This window comes from Kineosporia rhizophila, from assembly GCF_021277265.1.
GTDB lineage: Bacteria > Actinomycetota > Actinomycetes > Actinomycetales > Kineosporiaceae > Kineosporia > Kineosporia rhizophila.
On the sequence record NZ_JAJSOH010000002.1, the window covers coordinates 109,974 to 135,332 of the forward strand.

The following is a 25,359-nucleotide window of genomic DNA, read 5'->3' on the forward strand; positions in this document are numbered from 1 at the left end:
GGTCAGCTTAGGTGCTCCACGGCCGGGGGTTGGGCGGGTTGCCGAGGGCTGGCACAGTGGCCCCGTAAAGCAACCGCGGTGTGGCGGACAGGAAGCCGGTGAGAATCCGGCGCGGTCGCGCCACTGTGAGCGCTGAGTGACGTTCCAGAACTCCATGGTCACGGCCTGTGAGGGCTGGAAGGCCGGGACGTCACGCGGACGCCGAGCCAGGAAACTGTGCCGCACCGCAGCAACCCGCCGCGCGGACGGCGAGGAAGAGGACGTACGTGACGTTTGAGGCTCCCGAGCGCTCCACTGTGCTGCTCATCTCCACCTCGGACACCGATCTGCTCAGCGCACGCGCGAGCAAGGTGCCCTACCGCCTGGCCAACCCCAACCGGGTGGCCGTGGAAGACCTGGACGGCCTGCTCGAAGGCGTCGCGGTCACCGTGGTGCGCCTGCTCGGCGGCACCCGGGCCTGGGAAGAGGGCCTGGCCGCGCTGCTGGCCAAGGGCGTGCCGGTGGTGGTGCTCTCCGGCGAGGCGCTGCCCGACGCCGACCTGATGCGCCGCTCGACGGTGCCGGTCGGGGTGGCCACCCAGGCGCACGGCTACCTGGCCGAGGGCGGTCCGGAGAACCTGACCGAACTGCACTCGTTCCTGACCGACACCCTGCTGCTGACCGGCTTCGGCTTCGAGCCGCCGCGCAGCACGCCGGTCTGGGGTGTGCTCGAGCGTCCGTTGCTTGAGGTCCCCCAGCCCCTAGGGGGCCGGGAGGTGCCCCCAGAGAGTGGGCGCCCGACGATCGCGGTGCTCTACTACCGCGCCCATCACGTTGCGGGTAACACCGCCTTCGTCGAGGCGTTGTGCCAGGCGGTGGAGCAGGCCGGTGGGCGGCCCCTGCCGATCTTCTGTGCCTCGCTGCGGGCCGCCCCCGACGACCTGATGGAGCTGCTCGGCACGGCCGACGCGCTGCTGGTCACGGTGCTGGCGGCGGGCGGCAACCGGCCGGCCAACGCCTCGGCCGGGGGTGACGAGTCGACCTGGGACATCGGGGCGCTGGCCGCGCTGGACGTGCCGATCCTGCAGGCGATCAGCACGCTGACCTCGCGGGAGCGCTGGCTGGAGAACTCCGAGGGCCTGATCCCGCTGGACGCGGCCAACCAGGTGGCGATCCCGGAGTTCGACGGCCGGCTGATCACGGTGCCGTTCTCGTTCAAGGAGGTCGACTCCGAGGGCCTCACGCAGTACGTGGCCGACCCGGAGCGCGCCCTGCGGGCGGCCGGTATCGCGGTGGCCCACGCCCGGCTGCGGCACCTGCCCGCTGCGCAGAAGCGCATCGGTCTGGTGCTGACGGCCTACCCGACCAAGCACGCGCGGATCGGTAACGCAGTTGGGCTGGACACTCCGGCCTCGGCACTGGTGCTGCTGAAGGCGCTGTCTGAAGCTGGTTACGATGTCGGGCCTTTGGAAGGCTCCGAGGCGCTGCCCGGCCTCGAGGCGATGGACGGCGACGCGCTGGTGCACGGGCTGATCGAGGCCGGCGGGCAGGACCTGGACTGGCTGTCGGAAGAGGACCTGGCCCGTAACCCGGTCCGGATCCCGGCCGCGGTGTACCGCCGGTTCTTCCAGACGCTCCCTGCCGATCTGCAGGAGGCCGTGGTCGAGTCGTGGGGTCCGGCGCCGGGTGAGATGTTCGTCGACCCGCCCGGCGGGGCGCTGTCCTCCGGCGACCCGGACGGCGACATCGTGCTGGCGGCCATCGTCTCCGGCAACATCGTGCTGCTGCTGCAGCCGCCGCGGGGCTTCGGCGACAACCCGGTGGCCATCTACCACGACCCGGAACTGCCGCCCTCGCACCACTACCTGGCGGCGTACCACTGGCTGAACCTGGCTGTCTCCGAGGGTGGTTTCGGCGCCGACGCGCTGGTGCACCTGGGCAAGCACGGCACCCTGGAGTGGACGCCCGGCAAGACGCTCGCGCTGTCGGCCTCCTGCTCCCCCGACGCCGCGCTGGGCAACCTGCCGCTGATCTACCCGTTCCTGGTGAACGACCCGGGCGAGGGCACCCAGGCCAAGCGCCGGGCGCACGCCACGCTGGTCGACCACCTGGTGCCGCCGATGGCCCGGGCCGACTCCTACGGCGACATCGCCCGGCTCGAACAGCTTCTGGACGAGTACGCCGCGGTCACCGCGATGGACCCGGCCAAGGCCCCGCAGATCCAGACCCAGATCTGGACGCTGATGCACGCCGCCAAGCTGGACCACGACCTGGGCCTGGCCGAGCGGCCGCACGAGGCCGAGTTCGACGACATGATCCTGCACCTGGACGGCTGGCTCTGCCAGGTCAAGGACGCCCAGATCCGGGACGGGCTGCACGTTCTCGGGCAAGCGCCGACCGGTTCGGTGCGGGTGCACCTGGTCACCTCGATGCTGCGGGCCCGGCAGTTGTGGGCCGGTTCGCAGTCGCTGCCCGGTCTGCGCGAGGCGCTGGGCCTGGACGAGGCCTTGGTCGGTACCGGCGTTGCTGAAGCGGACGGTCTGGAAGAGGTGGACGCCGCGCAACTGACCGCGGTGGCGCTGGTCCAGGGGTTGGACGACGCTTCCTGGGCCGTCGAGTCGGTGCCGTCCGTGATCGAGTCGGTGCTGGCGTCCTCTGATCTGGACGTTTCGAAGGTGGACCGCGAAGGCCTGCGGGCCGTGCTGGAGTTCGCGGCCACCGAGGTGGTTCCGCGACTGGCCGGGACCACGGACGAGCTCACGGCCGTGCTGCACGCGCTGGAAGGCGGTTTCGTCAACCCGGGCCCGAGCGGTTCGCCGCTGCGAGGTCTGGTCAACGTGCTGCCGACCGGGCGCAACTTCTACTCGGTCGACCCGCGCGCGGTGCCCAGCCGACTGGCCTGGGAGACCGGGCGGTCGATGGCCGAGTCGCTGCTCGAGCGGTACAGGGCCGACGAGGGCGACTGGCCGCGTTCGGTGGGGCTGTCGATCTGGGGCACCTCGGCGATGCGGACCTCCGGTGACGACGTGGCGGAGGTGCTGGCTCTGCTGGGGATCCGGCCGGTCTGGGACGACGCCTCCCGGCGGATCACCGGGCTGGAGGCCATCGGGCTGGACGAACTGGGCCACCCGCGGATCGACGTCACGGTGCGGATCTCGGGCTTCTTCCGGGACGCCTTCCCCCACGTGGTCGCGATGATGGACGACGCGGTCCAGCTGGCCGCCTCGCTGGAGGAGTCTCCGGAGGAGAACTTCGTGCGGGCGCACGTGCAGGACGATCTGACCGCGCACGGCGACTCCCGCCGCGCCACGACCCGGATCTTCGGTTCCAAGCCGGGCACCTACGGCGCCGGCGTGCTGCCGTTGATCGACACCCGGACCTGGCGCAACGACGAGGACCTGGCCGAGGTGTACGCGGTCTGGGGCGGTTACGCGTACGGGCGAGGGCTGGACGGCCGGCCCGCGCGCGAGGACATGGAGTCGTCGTACAAGCGGATCGCGGTGGCGGCCAAGAACTACGACAGCGTCGAGCACGACATCGCCGACAGCGACGACTACTTCCAGTACCACGGCGGCATGGTGTCGATGGTCCGCTCGCTGACCGGCACCGCCCCCAAGGCGTACATCGGAGACAGCACCCAGCCCTCCGCCGTCCGCACCCGGACCCTGCACGAGGAGGTCTCCCGGGTGTTCCGCTCCCGGGTGGTCAACCCGCGCTGGGTGGCGGCCATGCAGAGGCACGGCTACAAGGGCGCTTTCGAGATGGCGGCCACGGTCGACTACCTGTTCGGCTACGACGCCACCACCGGTGTGGTCGCGGACTGGATGTACGGCAAGCTGGCCGAGACGTACGTGCTGGACGAGGGCATGCAGAAGTTCATGACCGACTCCAACCCGTGGGCGCTGCACGGCATCACCGAGCGCCTGCTGGAGGCGGCCGAGCGGGGACTGTGGGCGGCGCCGGACGAGGCGATGCTGGACGCGCTGCGCGAGGTGTTTCTGCGTACCGAGGGCGATCTGGAGGGTAAGTAGCTCTCAGAGCGTGGCTTTGGCATAGGCGGCCGGGGTGGACCCGATCGCCGCGCTGAAGTCCCGGACGAGGTGGGCCTGGTCGCTGTAGCCGAGATCGGCGGCGATCCGGGCCCACTTCACGTTCTCCCCCCGGCGGGCGGACTCGGCCGCGTCGAGCAGGCGGTAGCGGCGCAGCACCCAGGTCGGGGAGACCCCCGCGTACTCGGCGAACATCCGTTGCAGGGTGCGCACACTCGTCCCGGCCTCGGTGGCCAGCTGTTCCACTCGGCGCAGGGTGCGGTCGGTCTCGGCCAGCCTGGCCACCGCCGCGACCTCGCGGGCGGGCTCGACACGGTGCTCCTGGACCGCTGCTTCGAGCGCCCGCCGTAACACGGCGACCTTGGCGACTTCGTCGTCGGTCGCCTCGATCTGCGTGACGAGACTCTGGTCATCGGTGCCGATGGCCTGGCCCAGGGGGACGACGCGGTCGTTGTACCGGCCGGCGGGCCCGTCGAGGAAGGCCCCCAGGCCGCCGGGCGTGGTCATTGCGGCGACGCAGATCCCGGTGCCGGCCAGGCGGCGGCTGGAACGTTGCTGCAGAACGCCTTCCAGTTCGGCCTTCGTGACGCCGTTCGGTTCTTCGGGACTGACGTAGAGGTTGGCGCAGGGGTGGGTGAGCAGTTCCTGGGTGTGGACGGTGTTCGCCGGGAGCGACCAGGAGGCCACCCAGAACCAGGCGATCAGACCCTCGAGCGCCGTTCCGGCCGGGTAGCGGTCGAGGCGGGTGTGACGCCGCAGAGCCTCGGGGCCGATGATGCCTCTGCTGTCCTCGGTGACGGGTTTCGGGCCCTCCATGACGGTGACCTTACTGCGGGTGCCGGTGTCGCGGTTCTTCAAGAAACTGTCGTACCTCACCCCTAGTTTGATTGTCATGACGAATTCGTCGCCCGCAGGGCTGCATCTGCCGATCGTCCTGGACCAACTCGCCGACCTGCTCGCCCAGGTGAAACCCGAGCAGTACTCGGCGCCGACACCGTGCCCCGAGTTCGACGTGTCCAAGTTGCGCAGCCACATCCTGGGCTGGGCGCTGTTCTTCGGCGCAGTGTTCGAGCGGCCGCAGGGCACCGACGAGCGGCCTGACGTCGAGGGCTACCAGGCCCCACAGAGCCCGGCCGAGGCGGCCGAGGTGATGCGCGGGGCCCGCCGTCAGATCAGCGCCGGGGTCGACGCCGGGGTGGCCGACGAGCAGGTGGTCATGTTCGGCGGGCCGCTGCCCGGTTCGGCCGGGCTGGGCATGTGCCTGGGCGAGTACCTGGTGCACGGGCACGACCTGGCCCAGGCCACCGGCCTGCCCTGGAACCCGCCGGCCGAGGCGGTGGCGGCCGCCCTGGCGTTCATGCCGAAGATGCTCACCGACGAGTACCGCGGGCCGGACAAGAGCTTCGGCTACCAGGTCGAGGTGCCGGGCACCGCCTCCGACCTGGAGAAGCTGGTGGCATTCACCGGGCGCGACCCGTACTGGCAGGCAGCCTGAGCAGCCGCCCCCGGGCGAAGTGCAGCAGTACCGGCGGCGCCAGGCGGGCCGGGATCACGCCGTCGCCCAGGCCCAGGTCGATCAGGCGGTGCAGGGTCTCCGGCCGGGCCTGGGCTGCGGCGACGGCGGCGTCCACGGCTCCCGGGTGGGCGGAGAGGCGGGCGAGCCAGCTGGTGTGGCGTAGGTGCCGGCCCAGCTCGGCCCGCAGGGCCTCGCGGTAGGCCCGGCCGGGGTTCGCCCTGGTCGGCTCGGTGGTCGCCGTTCGTTCGCGCGCGGCGGCCCGCGCGGCCTCCTGCCCGGCCAGGCGGCCCGAGCGCACGGCGTAGAAGATGCCCTCACCGGTCAGCGGGTTGATCAGCGAGGCCGCGTCACCGGCCAGCAGCACCCGGCCGTCGGGCTGCCGCGGACGCCAGGTGGCCAGCGGCAGGTGGTGGGCCCGCAGCCGTTCGGCGGGCCGGCCGGGGAGCAGCCGCGTCAGCTCCTCCTCGAGCTGGCGACGGGAGCGCAGGGCCGAGCGCAGGCGTCCGTACCCGATGTTCGCCGTCCCGCTGCCGTCGACCAGTGGGAACGACCAGGCGTAGGCCGGCCAGGCGTCGTCCTGCATGACGATGGACTGGGCCGGGTCCAGGTGGTCGGCCGGGTGTTCGGGTGCATAACCCCGGATCGCCACGGCCATGTGCTGGTCGGGGTTGCGCGGGATGTTCAGGGCCCGTCGCAGCGTGGAGTTCGCCCCGTCGGCGATCACCAGAGTCTTTCCGGCGTGCTCGTTGTCGACCCGGACATGGGTGCGGTGCTGCTCCAGCGTCCTGGCCCGGTGTCTGACCAGCGTGACGCCCGCAGCCTGGGCCGCCGCCACCAGCCGCGCGTCGAACACGGCCCGCGGGATCACGTACATCGGCTCCGGCGCCCGGGCCTTCAGCTGCAGGCCGCCGGGTGAGCGCAGGTCGAGCGTGTGGATCGGGCCGTAGCCCTCGGCCAGGCCGGTGACCCCGAGCCGTCGCAGTTCCGCCAGGGCGTGCGGGGCGATGCCGTCACCGCACACCTTGTCGCGGGGGAAGTCGGCCAGATCGAGCAGACGGACGTCTGCGGCCGGGTCGGTCTGCCGGGCCGCCAGGGCGGCGCTGGCCCCTGCGGGACCGGCGCCGACCACCAGAACGTCGGCCACTTCGCTCATCCCTGAGCCTCCCCCGTACGGCTACTGCGGCCTGCGGTTCACCACTTCCCCGATCACGATGATCGCCGGTGGGCGGATGTTCGCCTGCTGAGCCAGCGCACCGATCTCGGCCAGGCTGGAGACGGTGACCTGCTCGGCGGGCATCGAGCCGTCCTGGATCACCGCGACCCCGGTGCTGCCGTCGCGGCCGTGGGCCATCAGCGTCTCGGCGATGGCAGGCAGGTTGGCCACGCCCATCAGCACCACGATCGTGCCGTGCAGGCGGGCCAGGGCCGTCCAGTCGATCAGCGAGTCGGGGTTGTCGGGCGGCAGGTGCCCGGAGACGATCACCGCCTCGTGCGCCACCCCCCGGTGGGTGAGCGGGATCCCGGCCAGGCCGGGCACCGAGATGGCGCTGCTCAGGCCGGGGACCACCTGCACCGGTACGCCGGCCGCCAGGCAGGCCTCGAGCTCCTCGGAACCGCGGCCGAACACGTACGGGTCGCCGCCCTTGAGCCGGACCACGAACTTGCCGGCCAGGGCGTGCTCGACCAGGGCCGCGTTGATCGCCTCCTGCGACATCGACCGCCCGCGGGGCAGCTTGGTCGCGTCGATCAGCTCGACCTCGGGGCTGAGCTCGGGCAGCAGGCTGCGCGGCCCGAGCCGGTCGACCACCACCACGTCGGCCTGGCCGAGCAGCCGGCGCCCGCGCACGGTGATCAGGTCGGGGTCGCCGGGGCCACCGCCGACCAGGGCCACCCCGGGAAGCTTCTGCGGGGCCATGTCGGCCCGGGTCTGCTCGCCGCGCGCCTGCTTGCGCCGGGCCAGCAGCTCGTCGCCCGCGCCGGAACGCAGCCACTCCAGCAGGCCGTCGCGGACCACGGCGGCGCGGATCGGGTCGGCGCCGTGCTCGGAACCGGGGCCGATCGACTCGCTGGCCACCGCCACGCGCAGACCTCGCCACTCACCGCTGGCGGGGGTGGAGGCGGTGCCGGAGGCACCCCGGTCGGCGCGCACGCAGAACACCCGGCGCTGCTCGGCCTCTTCGGCCACCGCCGCGTTGACCTCGGGCTGGTCGGTGAGGGCGAGGACGTACCAGGCGCCCTCGAGGTCGTGCGGCTGGTAGCTGCGCCGGTGCCAGGTGAGCTCACCGGCCTCGGCCATGCCCTCGATGGCGGGGGTGACCTCGGGGGCGACCAGCACGATCTGTGCCCCGACGTCGAGCAGGGGCGGCAACCGGCGCTGGGCGACGGTTCCCCCGCCGACCACGACCACTCGGCGACCGGTCAGATCGAGCCCGGCGATGTACGGCCTGTCCACTTGCGGCATTGTCTCAGGAACTCTTCTCGGTGACGCCGGCTGTGTCGAACGTCGCCATCTCACGCAGCACGGCGACAGCCGATCGGACCAACGGCAGGGCCAGCACCGCTCCGCTGCCCTCGCCCAGGCGCAGTTCGAGGTCCACCAGCGGGGTCAGGCCGAGGTGGCCGAGGGCCACGGCGTGCCCGGGCTCGGCCGAGCGGTGACCGGCCAGGCAGGCGTCCACGGCGGCGGGGGCAAGGGCGACGGCGACCAGGGCGGCGGCGCCGGCGATGACCCCGTCCAGAACGATCGGGACGCGGTGGGCAGCGGCGCCGAGCACGAAGCCGGCGATCTGTGCGTGCTCCAGGCCGCCGACCGAGGCCAGGATGTCGATCGGGTCCTGCGGATGGGTCTCGTTCTCGGCCGTGCGACGGGCCAGGGCGACCCGGACCACGCCGATCTTGTGCCGGTGGGCCTCGTCGTCGATCCCCGTGCCCCGGCCGGTGACGTCGGCCGGGTCGGTGCCGGTGAAGGCGGCGATCAGGGCGGCCGAGGCGGTGGTGTTGGCGATGCCCATGTCCCCGGCCACCAGGCAGCGGTGGCCGGCCTCGGCCAGCTGCCCGGCGATCTCGATACCGCTGGCCAGGCCCTGGACGGCCTGCTCCCGAGTCATCGCCGGGCGCACCGAGATGTCGTCGCTGCCCCGCCGGACCGCACGCTCGAGGAGGCGGGGCTGCTCGGGGGTGAGGTTGCGGGCGTCGGCCACCAGGGCCCCGTCGGGAATGGGCAGCGGGGTGACCACGCCCGCGTCGACCACCACCACCGTGGCGCCGGTCTGCCGGGCGAGCACGTTGACGGCGGCGCCACCGGCCAGGAAGTTGGCCACCATCTGGGCGGTGACCTCCTGCGGCCAGGGGCTGACGCCCTGGGCGTGCACGCCGTGGTCGGCGGCGAACACGGCGACGGCCGCGGGGCTGGGGTCGGGCGGCGGGCAGGTGCCGGCCAGGCCGGACAGGCGGATCGAGACGTCCTCGAGCACGCCGAGGGCGCCGGCGGGCTTGGTCAGGCGGGCCTGCCGGTCCCGGGCCGCCTCCAGGGCCTGCGGATCGGCCGGGGTGATCGCGGCGAGGGTGGCCTCGAGCAGGGCCCGGCCCTGCGCCTGGCCCGGCTCTTGGCCGTGTCCTTGGCCCTGGTCGGCTGTCATGTGGTGCTCCTGGCGGTGTCGGGGCGGAAGGACGGCTGTTCGGCCGCTCCCGCCGGTCGTGCGATGTCCTGACAGCATTCGGCGCCCGGGCAGCGATTCTGCCTGGGCGCCGGTGCGGGCCGCTGCCCCCTCAGGAGTCTGGTCAGCCGCTGTGGATGTCTCTGCCCAGCACGGTCTGGCTCTGCTGAGCCGGACCGTCCTGAGCAGGCGGAGTGGCTACCCGTGCACGGCCCGGTTCAGGGCCACGGCGAACTGCTGCGACGTGGACCGGTCGCGCACGGCCACCCGCATCCAGCCCGAACCCAGGCCGGGGAAGGTGTCGGCCCGGCGCACGGCCCAGCCCGCCTCACGCAGGCGCTGGTGCACGCCCGCCGGGTCCGGGCCGCCCGCACGCAGCAGCACGAAGGGCGCCGAGGCCGGGCCCTGCACCTCCACGTCCGGCACCTGGGCCAGGGCGCGCACCAGGTGCTCACGGTCTTCGGCCTGGTGCGCGGCGAAGGTCTGCGCCTCGGCCAGGGCCTCCGGCGTGGTGACCGCGGTGGCCGCCTCCACCGCCAGCGAGTTCACCGCCCACAGCGACTGCGTCGCCGCGCAGGCCCGCAGCAGCTCGGGAGCGCCCAGCAGGTACCCCACCCGCAGACCGGCCAGGCCCCAGCTCTTGGTGAGGCTGCGCACGACCACCAGGCCGGGCACGTCCGGCGCGGGCCGCTGCGGGCTGCCGGCCAGCGACTGCGACTCCCCCGGGACCGCGTCCATGAAGGCCTCGTCGACCACCAGCACCCGGCCCGGCCGGGACAGCGCGATCAGCGTCTCGGCCGGGTGCAGCACCGACGTGGGGTTGGTCGGGTTGCCCACCATGACCAGGTCGGCGTCATCGGGCACCAGGCCCGGGTCGATCCGGAAGGGCGGGGCGAGCACCACCCGCTGCACCTCGTGCCCGGCGGCCAGCAAAGCGGCCTCCGGCTCGGTGAACTGCGGGTGGATCACCACGGCGCGGTGCGGGGCCAGCGCCCGGGCCAGCAGAACGAAGGCCTCGGCGCCGCCGGAGGTCAGCAGCACCTGGTCGGCCGGACGGCCGTGCCGGGCCGCGATCGCCTCGGTGGCGGCCCGCGGGTCGGGATAGGCGGCCAGGTCGGTGACCGCGTCGCGCAGGCGCTGCTGCAGCCACTCGGGCGCGGAGCCACGCACGTTCACGGCCAGATCGACCAGACCGGGCGCCACTTCGGCGTCTCCGTGGTGCCCCAGGTCCTCGGCGATGTACGCCTCGTCGTAGGTCTGTTCGTAGACCCGGGCCTCGGTGCCCACGCCGTGCGCGCTCTGGGCAGCCCAGCCGTGCTGCTGCGGGGGGACGGCCCTGGTCATCCGGCCGACCGCGACCGTGACCCCGCGGTAGGTGTGCTTGGGGCCGATCAGCTCGGCGTCGGAGGCGAGCACCGCCGCCTCGGCGACCGAGGGAACCCCGGCCAGCCGCTCGGTGGTGGCCGACGGGTTGGGCACGTTCTGCCCGGCCAGGACGTCGGCGGGCAGGAACCGCAGCGGGATGTTGAGCATGTCGGCCAGCTCGAGGAGGGCCTCCTCGCTCTGCTTGGCGTCGACCGTGGCGATCGCGATCACGTCGCGGGCCCGGACCCCGGAGCTGGACAGGGCCTGGCCGATCGCCATCCGCACGTCGCGGATGCCGACCCCCCGGCGTGAGCCGATGCCCACGACGATCTGGTCGCCGGTGCCCTGCAGGCCCAGCTGGAGGGCACCGGTGATCGGCCCGATCTCGTTGTAGCGGTCGCGGATCTCCTCGGGACTGCGCCCGTCGGTCGAGCCGGTGTCGGAGGCTGCGGTGGTCGACATCAGGCTTTGACCTCTCTTCCTCTACCGGTGGCACCGGTCGAGCTGTGGACGACGTCGCCGGTCAGGGCGTTCACGCGGGCTGCCTCGGTCAGGCGCAGCGCGGCGCCCGGCATCGAGGCCCAGTGCAGATGGAGGTAGGAGGCATGGACAGCACCTTGGACGAATCCCTCCCGGTGCCGGCTCCCGTCCGGAGCCGTCCATTCCCAGGCCGGTGTGACACCCGTGCCCGGACGACAGGCCGTCCGGTGGAACTCGTGGCCACGCACCGTTGCGCCGGCGGTGGCGAGGACGGAGTCACTCATCGCAGTCGCCTCTCTGTATCCCAGGGTGAGCCGGCCGGTCATGTTCGCCTCCGTGTCCAGCACACCGCACATCTCCCGATCATCGAGAGAGCGTGCCAGGTAGAGCAAACCCGCGCACTCCGCCACGATGGGCACATTCACCTTTGCCCGTTCGGCCACGGCAATTCTTAACGGACGGTTGGCCGACAGCTCCTCTGCGTAGATCTCGGGGAAGCCTCCGCCGATCACCAGCCCGCTGGTGCCGGCCGGCAGCGTCTCGTCGCTGCGCGGGTCGAACGTGACCACGTCCGCGCCGGCGGCGGTCAGCAGCTCGGCCGTCTCGGCGTAGGAGAAGGTGAACGCGGCACCCCCGGCCATCGCGATGACCGGCCGGAATCCGTCGGTGGGCGCGCTCTCCCGCAGGGCGGCGATCTCGCTGTCGGGGTTCCAGGCCGGGCCGGGCAGCTCCGGCGCGGAGCGGGCGAGGGCCAGCACGGCGTCCAGATCGACCGCGTCGGCAACCACCGCACCCAGCCCGCGGACCACGTCCACGGCCTCCTGCGACCGTTCCGCGGCGGGCACAAGGCCCAAATGCCGAGAGGGCGTCGCGAGTGCATCGTGCCGACGGATCGCGCCGAGCACAGGGATGCCCAGTTCCTCCAGGGCGAGGCGCAGGATCATCTCGTGCCGGTCGGAGCCGACCCGGTTCAGGACCACGCCACCGACCCGGATCCGCGGGTCGAACCCGGCGAAGCCCTTGACCAGGGCGGCGACCGAGCGGCCCATCGCGGTGCTGTCCACGACCAGGAGGACCGGGGCGTCGAGCGTCCGGGCGACGTGGGCGGTCGAGGCGAACTCGCCCCGGCCGGCCGCCCCGTCGTACAGCCCCATCACGCCCTCGATCACGGCCAGGTCGGCCGGGACGGGGGTGGCCACGGCGTGCTTGAACAGGGGGACGAGCCGCTCCTCGCCGGCCAGCCAGGGGTCGAGCGTGCGGCCCGGACGCCCGGCGGCGAGCGCGTGGTAGCCCGGATCGATGTAGTCCGGGCCCACCTTGTGCGGGCTGACGGTGAGCCCCCGGGCGGCGAAGGCCGCGAGCAGACCGGTGGCGACGCTCGTCTTGCCGTGGCCGCTGGCCGGGGCGGCCACCACGATCCGGGCGGTCACCGGGCGTCCCCGGGGCCGGAGCCGGTCGCAGGCACTGCCCTGGTCCGGGACGCGGGCCTACCGGGGCCGGTGGTTGTCACCATTCGATGCCCCGCTGGCCCTTCTGGCCCGCGTCCATCGGGTGCTTGATCTTGGTGGTCTCCATGACCAGGTCGGCCGCGTCGACCAGGTCCGGGTGCGCGTCGCGGCCGGTGATGACCACATGCTGGTGCCCGGGCCGGTCGCGCAGCGTCTCGACCACCTCGGCCACGTCCACCCAGCCCCACTTCATCGGGTAGGTGAACTCGTCGAGCACGTAGAGCCCGTGTTCCTCGGCGGCGAGCCGGCGCTGGATCTCGCGCCAGCCCTCCAGCGCGGCCTCGGCGTGTTCCTCGTCCGAGCCGGGCTTGCGCGACCACGACCAGCCCTCGCCCATCTTGGCCCAGCTGACCGGCCCGCCCTCACCGGTCTGCTCGTGCAGCCGGCCGAGCGCCCGGAACGCGTTCTCCTCGCCGACCTTCCACTTCGCCGACTTCACGAACTGGAACACGCCGATCGACCAGCCCTGGGTCCAGCCCCGCAGCGCCAGACCGAAGGCGGCGGTGGACTTTCCCTTCATCGTGCCGGTGTGCACGATGACCAGCGGACGATTGCGGCGCTGACGGGTGGTCAGACCGTCGGTCGGGACAGCGACCGGTTTTCCCTGAGGCATCAGGCAATCCTCCGTTCCTGGGTCTGGGCGACCTGGTGGCGCACCAGGCCGGCCAGCGACTCGGCGCGCAGATCGTCGAGGGTGATCAGTTCGCCGCCGAGGCCGGCGGCCAGCTTTCCGGCCATACCGAGCCGCACCGGCCCGCGTTCGCAGTCGACCACCACGCTGCGGATGCCCCTTCGGGCAAATTCCGCGGCGATCCGTGTCGGGTCCTCACCCGCGGTGTGCCGGCCGTCGGTGACGATCACCAACAACGGACGTCGGTGGGGGTCTCGGAGGCGCTCGTTACCGATGGCGGTCCAGGACTTGCGCAAACCGGCCGAGAGCGGGGTCCGGCCTCCGGTCGGGAGCCTGTCCAGACGCATACGAGCGGCCTCGACGGCACCGGTGGGCGGAAGGGCAAGCTCGGCGTCCTGGCCCCGGAACGTGACCAGCCCGACCCGGTCACGGCGCTGGTAGGCGTCGAGGAGCAGGGAGAGCACAGCACCCTTGACCGCGGCCATGCGCTGTTTGGCGGCCATCGAGCCGGAGGCGTCCACGCAGAAGAGGATCAGGTTGCCCTCACGGCCTTCTCGCACACCGAGCCGGATGTCGTCCCGGCGCAGCAGCACCGGACCGCCCGGCACCCGGCCGCGAGCATGCTGCTGAGTCGCGGCCGCAGTGAGGGTGGCGGGCAGATGCACCCGGCCACCGGAGTCCCGTTCCGCGGTCAGGGGCAGGGTGGCGATCGTCCGGCCGGAGACCGTCAGAGCCCGGGACCGCCTGCCTGCAGCGCCTTTTCCGAGTCCGGGCACCTTGAACGAGCGCACCTTGAACGGGCTGGTGGCCGCAACCGCGTCCTGCGTGGGAGCCGGGGCACGAGGTGTCTGCTCGTCCGGCTCGTCCTCGTTCTTTCGTGCGGAAGCGTTCCCTCCGGCTGGAGATGGCCCGGCCTGGTCCCGACCAGCCTGATCCGAGACGGACTCGGGCTGCGAACCAGCGGCCTGACGATCGTCCACAGGCTCTTGTTCGCCGGAATCGCCCTGGGGCCCCTGCGGATTCTGCGGGTCCTGCCCACCCGGGCCACCCTGCGGGCCCTCGGGGCCGCCGTCAGGATCGGTCTGCGGCGGTTCCGGGTCTTCGGGCGCGTTGTCGCGCAGCGCCTCGTCGAGCAGGTTCTCGTCCATGCCGGGGGCGTCGAACGGGTCCCGGCGGCGGCGGTGCGGGAGCGCGAACATCGCTGCAACCCGGACGTCTTCGCTGGTCACGCTGCTGCGCCCGGCCCAGGCCGCGTGAGCCCGGGCGGTGCGGGCGACCACCAGGTCGGCCCGCATGCCGTCCACGTCGAAAGCCGCGCACACACCGGCGATCTGGTGTAGCACCCCGTCGGACAGTTCGACGGCGGCAAGACGCTCACGGGCGGAGACGATGCGGGCGGAGAGCTCGCGTTCGGCCTCCTGCCACTCCTTGACGAAAGCTTCCGGGTCCGCGTCGAAGGCCAGACGGCGGCGGACCACCTCGGCCCGCACCTGCGGATCCCGGCTGGCCCGCACCTCGACGGTCAGACCGAACCGGTCGAGCAGCTGCGGGCGCAGCTCCCCCTCTTCGGGGTTCATCGTTCCGACGAGCACGAAACGGGCGGCGTGCGTGATCGAGATGCTTTCCCGCTCGATGTGCACCCGGCCCATCGCGGCCGCGTCGAGCAGCACGTCCACCAGGTGGTCGTGCAGCAGGTTGACCTCGTCGACGTAGAGGATCCCGCGGTGCGCCCCGGCCAGCAGCCCGGGCTCGTAGGCCCGTACGCCGGCGGAGAGCGCGCGGTCCAGGTCGAGGGAGCCGAGCAGACGGTCCTCGGTGGCGCCGACCGGCAGTTCGACCAGCCGGGCCGGTCGGGGGTGGTGCTCGTGGCCGTGCGGCTGGTCGGGGCACTCCGGGTCGGGAGCGTGCGGGTCGCAGCCGAAGCGGCAGCCGGAGATCACGTCGACCGGGGGCAGCAGGTTCGCCAGCGCGCGCACCGCGGTGGACTTGGCTGTGCCCTTCTCACCACGGACCAGGACACCGCCGATGTCGGGGGCCACCGACGAGAGAAGGAGCGACAGGACCAGATCGTCCATGCCGACGACGGCGGTCAACGGATACGGGGGCACCAGTGGTTCCTCCACTCCCGGTGGGTCTCCACGCCCACCGCTAGCGCACACCGCACCCAGGCGGGCACGGGGACCTGATCGGAGTACCTGGCTCCCGGATCGTGTCCGGTCACAGTGGCGGGACCGCCCCGGACTCGGAGGACCACCCGTGACAGGCCGGACCTCCTGCACCGGTGTTCCTCCGCGCGGGTCGCCTCGGATACTGCCACATCCGGATGTCCGGGCAATCCCCCACCGGACGTCACCACCGCTGCCAGCGGCGTGATCATGGCCGGCCGGGCGGCACGAACGGCAGCCCGTCGGGCACACCCCCGTTGATCAGGCGCTCGAGGGCCGCGACGTCGAGGTGGTCGGCCACCATGTCGGCCAGCGAGTCCAGCCGGGCCTCACGCAACGCCGCGAACGAGGTGTCGGGGGCGACCCGGAACCCGTCCCGCCCGGCCAGATCGGCGATCTCGGTCAGGAAGGCCCGGCGGAACGCGTCGTTCTCGAGCGCGCCGTGCCAGGTGGTGCCCCAGACCGGCCCGCTGCGCCAGCCGTCCAGGAAGACCTCGGCCGACCTCCGGAGCCCTTCGGGGGCTTCCGGGTCGAGGGTGACGACGCCGTGGTGGATCTCATAACCCTCCACCGGGTGCCCGAGCGCGGTTCCGTGCGGCCGGGCCAGCACCTTCTCGGCACCGAAATCGGTGCGGGTGGGCAGGAGGCCGAGACCGGGCACGCGGCCCCGCCGGGACTCCACCTCGTCGGTGACCGTGCGGCCGAGCATCTGGTGGCCACCGCAGATGCCCAGCACCGGAAGCCCCGCCCCGGCGTGCGCCACGATCGCGTCGGCCAGGCCGGTGGAGCGCAGCCAGGCCAGGTCGTCGACGGTGGCCCGGGTCCCCGGCAGCACCACCAGATCGGCTCCGGCGATCTCGGCGCCGTGATGCACCAGGCGCACGGCCACACCGGGCTCGGCGGCCAGGGCGTCGATGTCGGTGACGTTGGAGAGGCGGGGCAGGCGCGGCACCGCCACCCGGATCACGTCGCTGCCCAGAGGCGGGCGCATCGGCCCGCGGTCCTTCTCCAGGTCGAGCGAGTCCTCGACGTCGAGCCAGAGCCCGGTCAGGTAGGGCAGGACACCGAGAACCGGCCGCCCGGTGATCTTCCGGATCATGTCGAGCCCGGAGTCCAGCAGCGCGGGATCGCCCCGGAACTTGTTGATCACGAATCCGCTGATGTGCCGCTGGTCGTCCGCGTCCAGCAGCGCCAGGGTGCCGTGCAGGGCGGCGAACACCCCGCCCCGGTCGATGTCCCCCACCACCAGCACCGGGAGGTTCGCCGGACGGGCCAGGCCCAGGTTGGTGATGTCGCGGTGCCGCAGGTTGATCTCGGCCGGGCTGCCGGCCCCCTCACAGATCACCACGTCGAACCGGGACCGCAGATCTTCCAGGGCCTCGAGGACGACCGGCAGCAGCCGGGGGGTCAGGTCGCCGTAGTCCATCGCGCCGGCTTCGGCGAAGGGCCGGCCCATCACCACCACCTGGGACGTGCGGTCGCTGCCGGGCTTGAGCAGGACCGGGTTCATCGCCGCCTCCGGCTCGATCCGGGCCGCCCGGGCCTGCATCGCCTGGGCCCGGCCGATCTCCGCCCCACCCCGGGTGACGAACGAGTTGAGCGACATGTTCTGCGCCTTGAAGGGAGCCACCCGCACGCCCTGCCGGGCCAGCCAGCGGCAGAGCCCGGCCACCAGCACGCTCTTGCCCGCGTCGGAGGTGGTGCCGGCCACCATCAGGCCGCCCCTCAGCGACGACGGGCCACCACTCGTACCGTTCTGCTCAACCGCACTCATCGTCCCGGCTCCCTTCGATCCTTGCGTTCTCTACCGCCATGCCCGGCCCCGAGCAGCCCCCACCACACCCACCACCGCACCGGCCGCCGCCAAGGCCCCCACCCATCGCCCGAGCTTCACGGCCCGACGCACGTCCCCGACGTCCGGTGCACGGTTGCCCTCCCCCATGACGGGCCTCGACTCGACCTGCTCGCCATAGACGTTCGTCCCCCCGAGGCGGACCCCCAGCGCCCCGGCAGCCGAAGCCTCGCACTGGCCCGCATTCGGGCTGGGATGCCGCCCCCGGTCCCGTCGCCAGACAGCCCAGGCCTCACCGGGCGCCCCCTGGACCGAGGACGCCGCTGCGATCGTGATGAGCGCGGTCAGGCGGGACGGCAGCAGGTTGACCACGTCGTCCACCCGCGCCGCCGCCCATCCGAAGTGTTCGTACCGCGGCGATCGGTATCCGACCATCGCGTCCAGCGTGTTCACCGCCCGGTACCCGATCACCCCGGCCGGACCGGCCACGGCTGCCCAGAACAGCGGGGCCACCACAGCGTCCGAGGTGTTCTCGGCCAGCGACTCCACCGTTGCCCGGGCCAGTTCCGGCGGCTCGAGACCGGACGGGTCCCGGGCGCACAGGTGTGTGAGCAGCTCCCGAGCCTGCAGCACGTGCCCCGCCTCGAGCGCCGTAGCCATCCGCGCGCCTTCGCGGGCCAGGCTCGTGCCCCCGAGCGCCGTCCAGGTGGCCAAGGCCGTCAGCCCGGCCCGGGCGGCCGGGTGCTCGCTGCAGAGCCGGTCCGCCACCGCCACCGCGACCACCGGCGTCCCCGCAGCAATCGCGGTGAACACAGCCCCCCGCTGGCGGCTGGGCCGGTAGAGGCGCCGCTCGAGCCACCCGGCCCAAGTGCCGAACAGGGCCACCGGATGGCCCCTGCGGGGGTCACCGAACACCGCGTCGGCAAGCACTCCGGCAGCAATGCCCATGGCCCGTGCCGAGAGGTCTTGGCCGGTCGAATGCCTGGAACTCATGACAGCGCATCCTGCCGCACCTCATGACCCGACCCGGTACACAAGCCCTCCCCGGCACCTGCGGACCTCATGCTCACCCCACGGGCTACGACGCCTACCCCGCCCGCGACGTGGAGAACCGGTCTCCGGCGGCCTCTTCCTCACCCTCGGATCCAGCCGGCTCATCCTCCAGGACCGGGAGACCGGAGACGTCGGTGATACTTGCGTTGATCTCCCGGACAGCGTCGAACACCGCCACTTCCTCCGGCTTACGCCCGTGCAGCTCCGACTCCTGCGCGCTGCGCGGCTCGGCCCCGTCCTCACCCACGTGCCGGTCCCGGCTCGCCCGGACCACCCGGGTGAACGCAGAGATCCCGAACGTGAGGTCGTGACCGACGGTCTCGGCCTCCACCTCGAGCGTGCGGCCGGAGCGGTCCTCCTTGACCCAGGCGCGCTCCCAGAGCCTGCCGGTGACCACCACCGGATGCCCCTTGCGCAGACTCTGCCGGGCGCTGTCGGCCAGCGCGCGGCGGCAGTTCACACTGACGTAGGTCGTGCGCCGGTCGACCCAGGTGTTGCGCTCCCGGTCGAACCACGAGGACGTGGAGGCGAGCCGGAAACTGGTGACGGTGTTGCCGTCGTCGAACTGGACGAACCGCGGGTCGCTGGCGAGATTTCCGCGCAGGACCACCTGGATGTCGTTCATTGCAGACCCCTTTCGCCACCGGCCGGATGAGCCGGGACCGCCGGGCCGGATGCCCGGTCAGGAGTCCAGGTTCGGCTGCCCGAGGGCACGGCTCAAAGCGGGGAAGTTGATCTGTGGATAACTGGCCGGTCGTGTCGGCTGTGGAAAGCAGGAACCCGCATCCATCCACAGAACGGCCGTGCGGATGGCACCGCACGACCGTTCGGGCCGACCATCGGAGGCATGAAGACACATGCCCCGCGTGCTGATTCAGTTGGAGAGGGCCGCGACCGGCTCGCCCCGGGTCTCCAGCGTCGGGGCCTGGCGGTGTCCCACGCCGGGGGCGCCCCCCGGCCCGGGCCCGACCGCGGGGGCCTTCTCGCCGAGCAGTACCTGCCTGGTCTCACGGTGGCGGGCCAGCACCGACCGGATCGGTGCGACCACCCGTTCGGCCGCGACCTCGGCGACGGCCGCGTTCAGCCGGTTCTCGAGTTCGGCCCGTCGGTTACGGGCGCCGGTGACGAGCCACCACCGCGACAGCAGCGCCAGCAGCAGCCCGGCGACCAGGCCGCCCACACCGACCGAGACAGCCGCCGGGAAGGAGCCGAGGGCACCGGGCAGGTTCTGGCCGGCCAGCTGGGGCAGTCCCGCCACCAGCATCCAGAGCAGACCGAACCCGGCCACACCGCAGAAGATCTGCTGCGAAACCTGCACCACGCGCCACCACAGTGGAACGGTGAACCGGAGATCGACAGCGGAGAGACGGGTGTCGAGGACACGGGCCAGACCGTCGGGGTCCGGCTCCCCGCCCGCAGCGGCCCCAGGGGTGATGGTGGGGATGCCGTAGGCCGGCGTGTGCCGTCCCCGCCCGCGCGATCCGGCACCGCGGACCGCGGCCGAACGGGAAGAGTCATCTTCGCCGGCCGGCGGGAGCAGAGCGTCTTCCGGCGCTACGGCCGGGTCGCCCGCCTTGGCCACCAGGGCCCGCATCTCGGTGGCCCAGCGTTCCGGCAGCGGGTCGGCGTTGTCGGCCAGAACGGCCTCCACAGCCAGCCGCACAGCAGGTCGCTGAGCCGGCGAAGCCAGCGCCTTCAGCGATGCGGTCTCGGCCCGCAGCCGCGTCTCGGCGGCCCCGGCGCTGGGCCGGCGCGAAGCGAGGAAGCTGGAGATCCAGCCCGACGGGGCCCAGCCGAGCTTCTCCTTGCCCCGGCGGCGGTACTCGGCCGTGAGCACGTCGAGCAGGGCGGGAACACCGGCCGCAGCAGCCAGGTCGGCGTTCAGCTTCTGCTGCGAGACCGGTTGCCCGGCGCCCGGTTCGGCCGCAGCCAGACCGGCCGCGATCTCCTCGGCCGCGATGTCCAGGTCACTCTCGATCCGCTCGATCACGGCGAACCGGTCCTGGACCACGTCGGCGAGCAGCGTGCGCAGTTCCTCCACCCCGTCGCCCCGGGTGGCCGAGACCGGCACGATGCCGACCCGGCCCAGCCCGTCGCCGTCCAGCAGGCGGCGCAGGTCGGTCACGCAGGTGTCGACCTCCTCGGCGGTGAGCTTGTCAACCTGGTTCAGCACCACCAGCATGACCCCGTCGTGGCTGGTCAGCTTCTGCAGGTACCCCGCGTGCAGGGCGTTGTCCGCGTACTTCTGCGGGTCGACCACCCAGATCATCAGGTCGACCATCCGCACCAGGCGGTCCACCTCGACCCGGTGCACGACCTCGGTCGAGTCGTGGTCGGGCAGGTCCAGCAGGACCAGTCCGTGCAGCGCGGCCTGGTCGTCGGCGTCCAGCACCGACTCGCGGGCCATCCGCCGGTCGGCCGGCACCTTCAGCCAGTCCAGCAGGGTCTGCGAGCCGAACTCGCCCCAGACACAGGCCATCGGCGAGGTGGTCAGCGGACGGCGGGCACCGACCGCCGCGATGTCCATCCGCGCGATCGCGTTGAACAGGCTGGACTTCCCGCTGCCGGTGGCGCCGACCAGCGCCACCACCGTGCGCTCGGTACCCAGGTCGAGCCGGTGGCCGACGTGCTCCATCCGGTCGCGGGTGTTCTGGACCGCCTCCGGGGGCAGCCAGGGAGCGCCGCAGTCCAGTGCTGCGGACAGTGCTGCGACGCGCCCCATCACGTCGCTCACCGGTCGCCGTCCTTGTCCGTCATCGATCCTGCCGATCCTGTCGCTCGCGAAGCTGCGTCGGGTGACCACGCGGCGGCCCGGGCGGGACGGCCCGGGCGCGCGTCAGCACTCATGTGTTTCAAGGGTAGGGCTCATTCGGCGATGTTCACGGCGGATGCTGCGTCGAGCAGCCCTCCGACGCGCAACCCGAGCCCCTCCGGGCTCTCGAGTACCCGTTCCAGCCGCAGGCGTTCGTTCTCCATGACCGAACCGGCCCGCTCCAGCAGGTCCGCCCGGGCCGCATCCACGATCGCCCGCACCGTCTCGGCCCCCAGCAGTTCCTCGACCGCCAAGCGCGCACCCACGGTGGAGCCGGCCGGGACGTCCTCGGGCTCAGCCGCAGGCCCGGTTCCCTCGGTCGAGGGATCGGCCTGCTCACCGACTGCTCCGGTGCCCCCGGCGGGAGACGACACGGAGGTCGCATCGTGATCCGGAGCCACGGTGACGGTGAACATCACGTCCACCACCGTCTGCTCGTCGACCGACACGTCCGGGCGTTCCTGGCGAACCTTGTTCAGCGCCTCCGTCACCTGCTCGGTGACCCCGCGCCGCCACTCGTCGACCGGGCGGCCCAGCAGATTCTCCCGGTCGGTGGGGGTCACCTGATGGCCGCGGGCGGTGAGCAGGCCGACCCCGTAGGGGTGCTTGCGCCAGGTCACCACCACCTGCTCCATCGCCGTGCGCACGCTGTGGTGCACCGAAGCCGAGACGGCCTCACAGATGGTGGCCGCGAGCGACTCCTCGCTCTCCTCCGCCTGGCTGAGCGCGGCTCCGATCCGTTGTGTGCGCGTGGTCGTCACGCCCCCCAGACGGGAGGCCAGGTCGCCGCGGGCGATGAACTCCTGCCAGTGCGAGAGCACCTGCCCGCTCATCAGCGAACCGTCGGTCAGCCCCTCCAGCATGCGCGAGCGGGCGGGGATGAAGACCCCGTCGGTCTCCTCCCACAGCTGCGACCAGCCGTCAGCCTGTGCCGCAGCCGCTTTCGCGAGCAACCGGGCCCGCGGCGGCAGGCTGCGCAGGGCGCCCTTGAGCGTGCGCTCGATCACCACCGACCTCGAGCGCGCATCACCGGCGATCCGGCGCAACCAGTCACGCAACGGCTTGACCGAAGCGGGCGGAAGGAACCCGTTCTCCAGTGGGCTTTCCGGAACGGTGAACAGCGCCGCCCCGCCCAGCCCCTGGTCGCGCAGCTTGGTGGCGAGGTGAATACGCAGTTCCTGCAGCGACTCCGGCGGCACCCGGTCGAGCACCACGGCGATGGCGGCACCCCTCTCAGCCGCCTGGCGCAGCATCTTCCAGGGCGTTGCATCGGCGTAGCGGGCCGCGGTGGTCACGAACACCCACAGGTCCGCGGCCTGGAGCAACTGCACCGCGAGATCACGGTTGGTCTCGACCAGGCTGTCGATGTCAGGCGCGTCGAGCAGGGCCAGCCCAGGGGCCAGGCCGTCGTACGGCACCAGCCGGAGACCGGTGATCCGCGGGGCGTTCGGGTCGATCGGCTGCACCGGCTCCGGCGCCTCGGAGGTCACCCTGGTCAGTCGCGGCAGGATGCGCTGCGACAGGAACGCACCCGAGTCGATCGGGTGGTGCACCAGTACTGGCGAGCGGGTGGTCGGCCGCAGCACGCCGGACCGGGTGACCTCGCGGCCGACGATGGAGTTGGTCAGCGTCGACTTGCCCGCCCCGGTGGAACCACCGATGACGGCGAGCGCCGGAGCGTCCGGGCGTTGGAGCCGCGGCAGGATGTAGTCGTCCAACTGGCTGAGCAGGTCCTCGCGCTCCCGACGGACGTCGGCCACGCCTTCCACGTCCAGAGTCAGGGGCAGGGTCGCCACCTGGGTACGCAGCCGCTCGACGGCAGCCAGTCGCTTCGGCACGGTGGTTCCCCCAGCCGCATCCACGCCTTGACCGGCACCGGCAGGCCCGGTCACCGCTGTGGGTTCAACACCGCGTCCGACCACCGGCGCAGCCGGGGTCTCGGCGGCCGTATCCGTCCGGGGACCAGCAGCGGAAGCCGAACCGGGCGCCCCCTGCTGCACGCTCCCGGCGGCCGAACTGATCGGCGCAGCCAGACCGGCCCCGGCAGCCCGGCCGACACCGCCGGCCTTGCCGCTGACCGGTCCGGCAGCGAAAAGGTTCTGTTCCGAGCCGTCCTCGTCGGCTCCAGGGCTGCCCTCGGGGCGAGCGGGTCCGGTCGCAGTTTCACGGCCCGGTTCCGGGCGGGTGCTTTGGGGAGCGCTGTCGGGGCGCTTCACCCAGGGGCGTCCGACGGGAGCCGCGAAGCCAAGCGTGTCCTCGTCCGCATCCTGCGCCGCATCCGATCCGAGGGCGGCCTTCGCGCTCTTGTCCGAGCGACCACGCTTGGCCGCGGACGCGGCCTCGGTTCCAGTGCCAGAGGTCCCGGCCGCGAGGCCGGGCCCGCTTCCAGCGCCTTGTCCCTGCGCAGCGGAAACATTCGCGCCTGCGGCATCACGGCTGAACCACGGCTGCCCGGAGGCCCCCGCCGGCGCCTGTCCCTGCTGCGCGACCGGGCCGCTCCCAGCGGGCTGCGCCCCCAACGGAGGCAGGAGCTGTGCGCCAGCACCTGCACCGGTCGGGTGCGCCCCGGTCCCACCAGGGCTCCCGCCAGCACCAACCTCTGGCCCAGCTCCGAAGCCCGAACCGGTGGCATTCCCAGCGCGCCCACCGACACCCGAATCAGCTCCGGCAACAGCCGACCCGACCGCAGAGTTGCCACTGAGACCGCCGAAAACCCCACCGCTCAAGGCCGCACCAGCCCCCGGGCCGCCAGCGACACCGGCCCCGACCGGAGCCGTCTGCGATCCATTACCCACGGGACGAGCGCCCGGGCCCACAACACCCGCCGTCCCCATTTCGGGTGGGCGAGCTGGGCCGCCGACAGCCGGGGCCACGGGCCGACGACCGACCGGAAGCGGCCCAGAGGCGGGACCCGAAGCACCGCCCGGCCCGTTGCCGGCCCGGGCGCCACGCGGCACCGGCCCTCCACGCTCCTGCCGCCGCTGGGGCGCCCCAGTCGCGGCCCCGAAGGCAGCTCCAGGACCCGCTTCAGCCTGCGCACCGGCAACCAAACCGGCTCCACCGGGCGAAACCCCGGGCCCCACGGCAGTTCCGGTACCCGGCCCAGCCGTGAAACCGGCACCGGCACCAACGCCGATACCTGCACCTACACCGGGACCAGCGCCACGGCCAGCAACGGACGCGACACCAGGACCGGTCCCCGGCACAGCATCAGCCCCGACACCTTGCCCAGCGCTAGCAAACTCGTTCAGTGGCGGGGCGCCAACACCCTGCCCCGCGCCAGCAGGCCCACCCCGGGGCGCAGTACCCGGCCCGACACCCGGCCCGACACCCGGCGCAGAACCAGGCCGCGCACCAACAGGCCCGTTTCGCGGCACGCCACCACGGCGAACGCCCGCGGCACGACTCACCCGCACCGGTCCCGTACCCGGACCGGCACCCGGCACGACCCCAGGCCCGGCAGCGGGCGCAACAGGGCCAGCAGCAGACGCAGCAGCGCCAGCGCCAGGCACAGCTTGGCCAGGCGCGGCGGGGCCGGGGACAGCGCGAGCGGCGCCGGGCACAGCTCTGCCTACGGCAGGAGCGAATACGCCGTCGGACAAGGACTGGTCGGCATCAGCGTCGGTGTGAGTCTCCGGGACCTCGGCATGTGCTCCGCCTCGGCCGACCGGCCACGCCCGACGCGACGGTGCGGCCTGACCGGCGGATGCGGCGGCCTGAACGGCGGATCCAGCCTGGCCAGCGGATCCAGCCTGGCCAGCGGCTCCAACCTTGCCAGCGGCTCCAACCTGACCCGCAGATGCTGCCTGACCAGCGGATCCGGCCCGGCCCACGGATGCGGCCTGGCCCGAAGAGGCAGCCTGACCCGGGGATCCAGCCTGACCCACGGATCCAGCCCGGCCCACGGATCCAGCCTGACCCGACGAGACAACCTGGCCCGGAGAGACAGCCTGCCCAGCAGATGCAGCCTGACCGGCGGGCACGGCCCCACCCGGCCCACTTTCGACCCCGCCGACAGCCGGCGATGGGGCCTCATGACCAGCCACCGGAACTCCTCCAGCAAAACGAGAAACTTTCGAAGCAGCCGTACCTGCCATACCCGGCGCACCCGCACCCGCGGACGAGGCACCGCCAACGACCGGGGCAGCCGACCGGGCCGACGCGGCCGCCTTCTCGCGCTCCGCCGATTCGATCTCACTCAGATCCACGCGACGGGCAGGAGAGCCGGTCATCCACGAACCGCTCGCCGATTCCGCGGCGACGACCCAGGCAGGAACGGACTCCCCGGAGGCCTCGCCTCCAGCTCTTTCCGGATGACGCTGTTCGCCGTCGAGACCCTCGGCTCCACCAGGA

Annotated in this window: 15 protein-coding genes and 1 riboswitch; of the genes, 2 read left to right on the plus strand and 13 right to left on the minus strand. The window is 72.6% G+C overall.

Features of this window, described 5'->3' with window-relative positions; genetic code table 11:
- Positions 1-65: 65 nt before the first annotated feature.
- Positions 66-237, plus strand: a riboswitch (cobalamin riboswitch).
- A gap of 29 nt (positions 238-266) precedes the next feature.
- Positions 267-4,010, plus strand: coding sequence for a cobaltochelatase subunit CobN (cobN, locus tag LWF15_RS03955; RefSeq protein WP_232808966.1), 3,744 nt, complete (start codon positions 267-269; stop codon positions 4,008-4,010).
- A gap of 3 nt (positions 4,011-4,013) precedes the next feature.
- Here the strand turns inward: cobN and LWF15_RS03960 are convergent, their stop codons facing one another.
- A complete protein-coding gene (locus LWF15_RS03960) occupies positions 4,014-4,886 on the minus strand; it encodes a helix-turn-helix domain-containing protein (protein WP_232808967.1) in 873 nt (290 codons plus the stop codon).
- Positions 4,887-4,920: 34 nt separating this feature from the next.
- Between LWF15_RS03960 and LWF15_RS03965 the strand changes: the two genes are divergently transcribed.
- Positions 4,921-5,523 carry a TIGR03086 family metal-binding protein gene (locus LWF15_RS03965; protein ID WP_232808968.1) on the plus strand — a complete coding sequence of 201 codons (603 nt, stop codon included), beginning with the start codon at positions 4,921-4,923 and terminating at the stop codon, positions 5,521-5,523.
- On the opposite strand, the gene LWF15_RS03970 is transcribed toward LWF15_RS03965, so the two are convergent.
- The 12 genes from LWF15_RS03970 to LWF15_RS37275 all read right to left on the minus strand — a co-directional run bounded on the left by LWF15_RS03970 (position 5,489) and on the right by LWF15_RS37275 (position 22,844).
- Positions 5,489-6,697: an NAD(P)/FAD-dependent oxidoreductase gene (locus LWF15_RS03970; protein ID WP_232808969.1), complete on the minus strand. Its 1,209-nt coding sequence runs from the start codon at positions 6,695-6,697 to the stop codon at positions 5,489-5,491. The two genes, LWF15_RS03965 and LWF15_RS03970, sit on opposite strands and share 35 nt — an antisense overlap.
- 21 nt (positions 6,698-6,718) lie before the next feature.
- The gene (gene cobA, locus LWF15_RS03975) at positions 6,719-8,005 is read right to left on the minus strand and encodes a uroporphyrinogen-III C-methyltransferase (RefSeq protein WP_269809569.1); all 1,287 of its coding nucleotides are present in this window, start codon (positions 8,003-8,005) and stop codon (positions 6,719-6,721) included.
- Positions 8,006-8,009: 4 nt separating this feature from the next.
- The gene (gene cobT / locus LWF15_RS03980; RefSeq protein WP_352396546.1) at positions 8,010-9,122 is read right to left on the minus strand and encodes a nicotinate-nucleotide--dimethylbenzimidazole phosphoribosyltransferase; all 1,113 of its coding nucleotides are present in this window, start codon (positions 9,120-9,122) and stop codon (positions 8,010-8,012) included.
- Between the two features lie 276 nt (positions 9,123-9,398).
- Positions 9,399-11,027 (minus strand): Rv2231c family pyridoxal phosphate-dependent protein CobC, encoded by a 1,629-nt coding sequence (gene cobC, locus LWF15_RS03985; RefSeq protein ID WP_232808972.1) that lies wholly within the window; start codon positions 11,025-11,027, stop codon positions 9,399-9,401.
- Positions 11,027-12,475: a cobyrinate a,c-diamide synthase gene (locus LWF15_RS03990; RefSeq protein WP_232808973.1), complete on the minus strand. Its 1,449-nt coding sequence runs from the start codon at positions 12,473-12,475 to the stop codon at positions 11,027-11,029. The genes cobC and LWF15_RS03990 overlap by 1 nt, the downstream gene beginning before the upstream one ends.
- Positions 12,476-12,551: 76 nt before the next feature.
- Positions 12,552-13,166, minus strand: coding sequence for a cob(I)yrinic acid a,c-diamide adenosyltransferase (cobO, locus tag LWF15_RS03995; protein ID WP_232808974.1), 615 nt, complete (start codon positions 13,164-13,166; stop codon positions 12,552-12,554).
- Entirely contained in the window at positions 13,166-15,295 is a 2,130-nt protein-coding gene (locus LWF15_RS04000; protein WP_408622700.1) for a magnesium chelatase subunit D family protein, read from the minus strand. Before LWF15_RS04000 ends, cobO begins: the two co-directional genes overlap by 1 nt.
- Positions 15,296-15,557: 262 nt before the next feature.
- The gene (locus tag LWF15_RS04005; protein ID WP_232808976.1) at positions 15,558-17,123 is read right to left on the minus strand and encodes a cobyric acid synthase; all 1,566 of its coding nucleotides are present in this window, start codon (positions 17,121-17,123) and stop codon (positions 15,558-15,560) included.
- Between the two features lie 30 nt (positions 17,124-17,153).
- Positions 17,154-18,134 (minus strand): cobalamin biosynthesis protein, encoded by a 981-nt coding sequence (locus LWF15_RS04010; RefSeq protein ID WP_232808977.1) that lies wholly within the window; start codon positions 18,132-18,134, stop codon positions 17,154-17,156.
- A gap of 94 nt (positions 18,135-18,228) precedes the next feature.
- Positions 18,229-18,819, minus strand: a complete 591-nt coding sequence (locus tag LWF15_RS04015; protein ID WP_232808978.1) for a single-stranded DNA-binding protein — start codon at positions 18,817-18,819, stop codon at positions 18,229-18,231.
- A 249-nt stretch (positions 18,820-19,068) separates the two neighbouring features.
- Positions 19,069-20,928, minus strand: coding sequence for a GTPase (locus LWF15_RS04020; protein WP_232808979.1), 1,860 nt, complete (start codon positions 20,926-20,928; stop codon positions 19,069-19,071).
- A gap of 131 nt (positions 20,929-21,059) precedes the next feature.
- On the minus strand, positions 21,060-22,844 hold the full coding sequence (locus LWF15_RS37275; protein WP_232808980.1) for a dynamin family protein: 1,785 nt from the start codon (positions 22,842-22,844) through the stop codon (positions 21,060-21,062).
- Between the last annotated feature and the right edge of the window lie 2,515 nt (positions 22,845-25,359).

Excerpts from the sequence above, each read along its gene's own strand:
- cobO (WP_232808974.1), bottom strand. The coding sequence starts at position 13,166 with ATGCCTCAGGGAAAACCGGTCGCTGTCCCGACCGACGGTCTGACCACC.
- LWF15_RS03965 (WP_232808968.1), top strand. The coding sequence starts at position 4,921 with ATGACGAATTCGTCGCCCGCAGGGCTGCATCTGCCGATCGTCCTGGAC.
- LWF15_RS04015 (WP_232808978.1), bottom strand. The coding sequence starts at position 18,819 with ATGAACGACATCCAGGTGGTCCTGCGCGGAAATCTCGCCAGCGACCCG.
- cobC (WP_232808972.1), bottom strand. The coding sequence starts at position 11,027 with ATGTCGACCACCGCAGCCTCCGACACCGGCTCGACCGACGGGCGCAGT.
- LWF15_RS04005 (WP_232808976.1), bottom strand. The coding sequence starts at position 17,123 with ATGAGTGCGGTTGAGCAGAACGGTACGAGTGGTGGCCCGTCGTCGCTG.
- LWF15_RS03970 (WP_232808969.1), bottom strand. The coding sequence starts at position 6,697 with ATGAGCGAAGTGGCCGACGTTCTGGTGGTCGGCGCCGGTCCCGCAGGG.
- LWF15_RS04010 (WP_232808977.1), bottom strand. The coding sequence starts at position 18,134 with ATGAGTTCCAGGCATTCGACCGGCCAAGACCTCTCGGCACGGGCCATG.
- cobA (WP_269809569.1), bottom strand. The coding sequence starts at position 8,005 with ATGCCGCAAGTGGACAGGCCGTACATCGCCGGGCTCGATCTGACCGGT.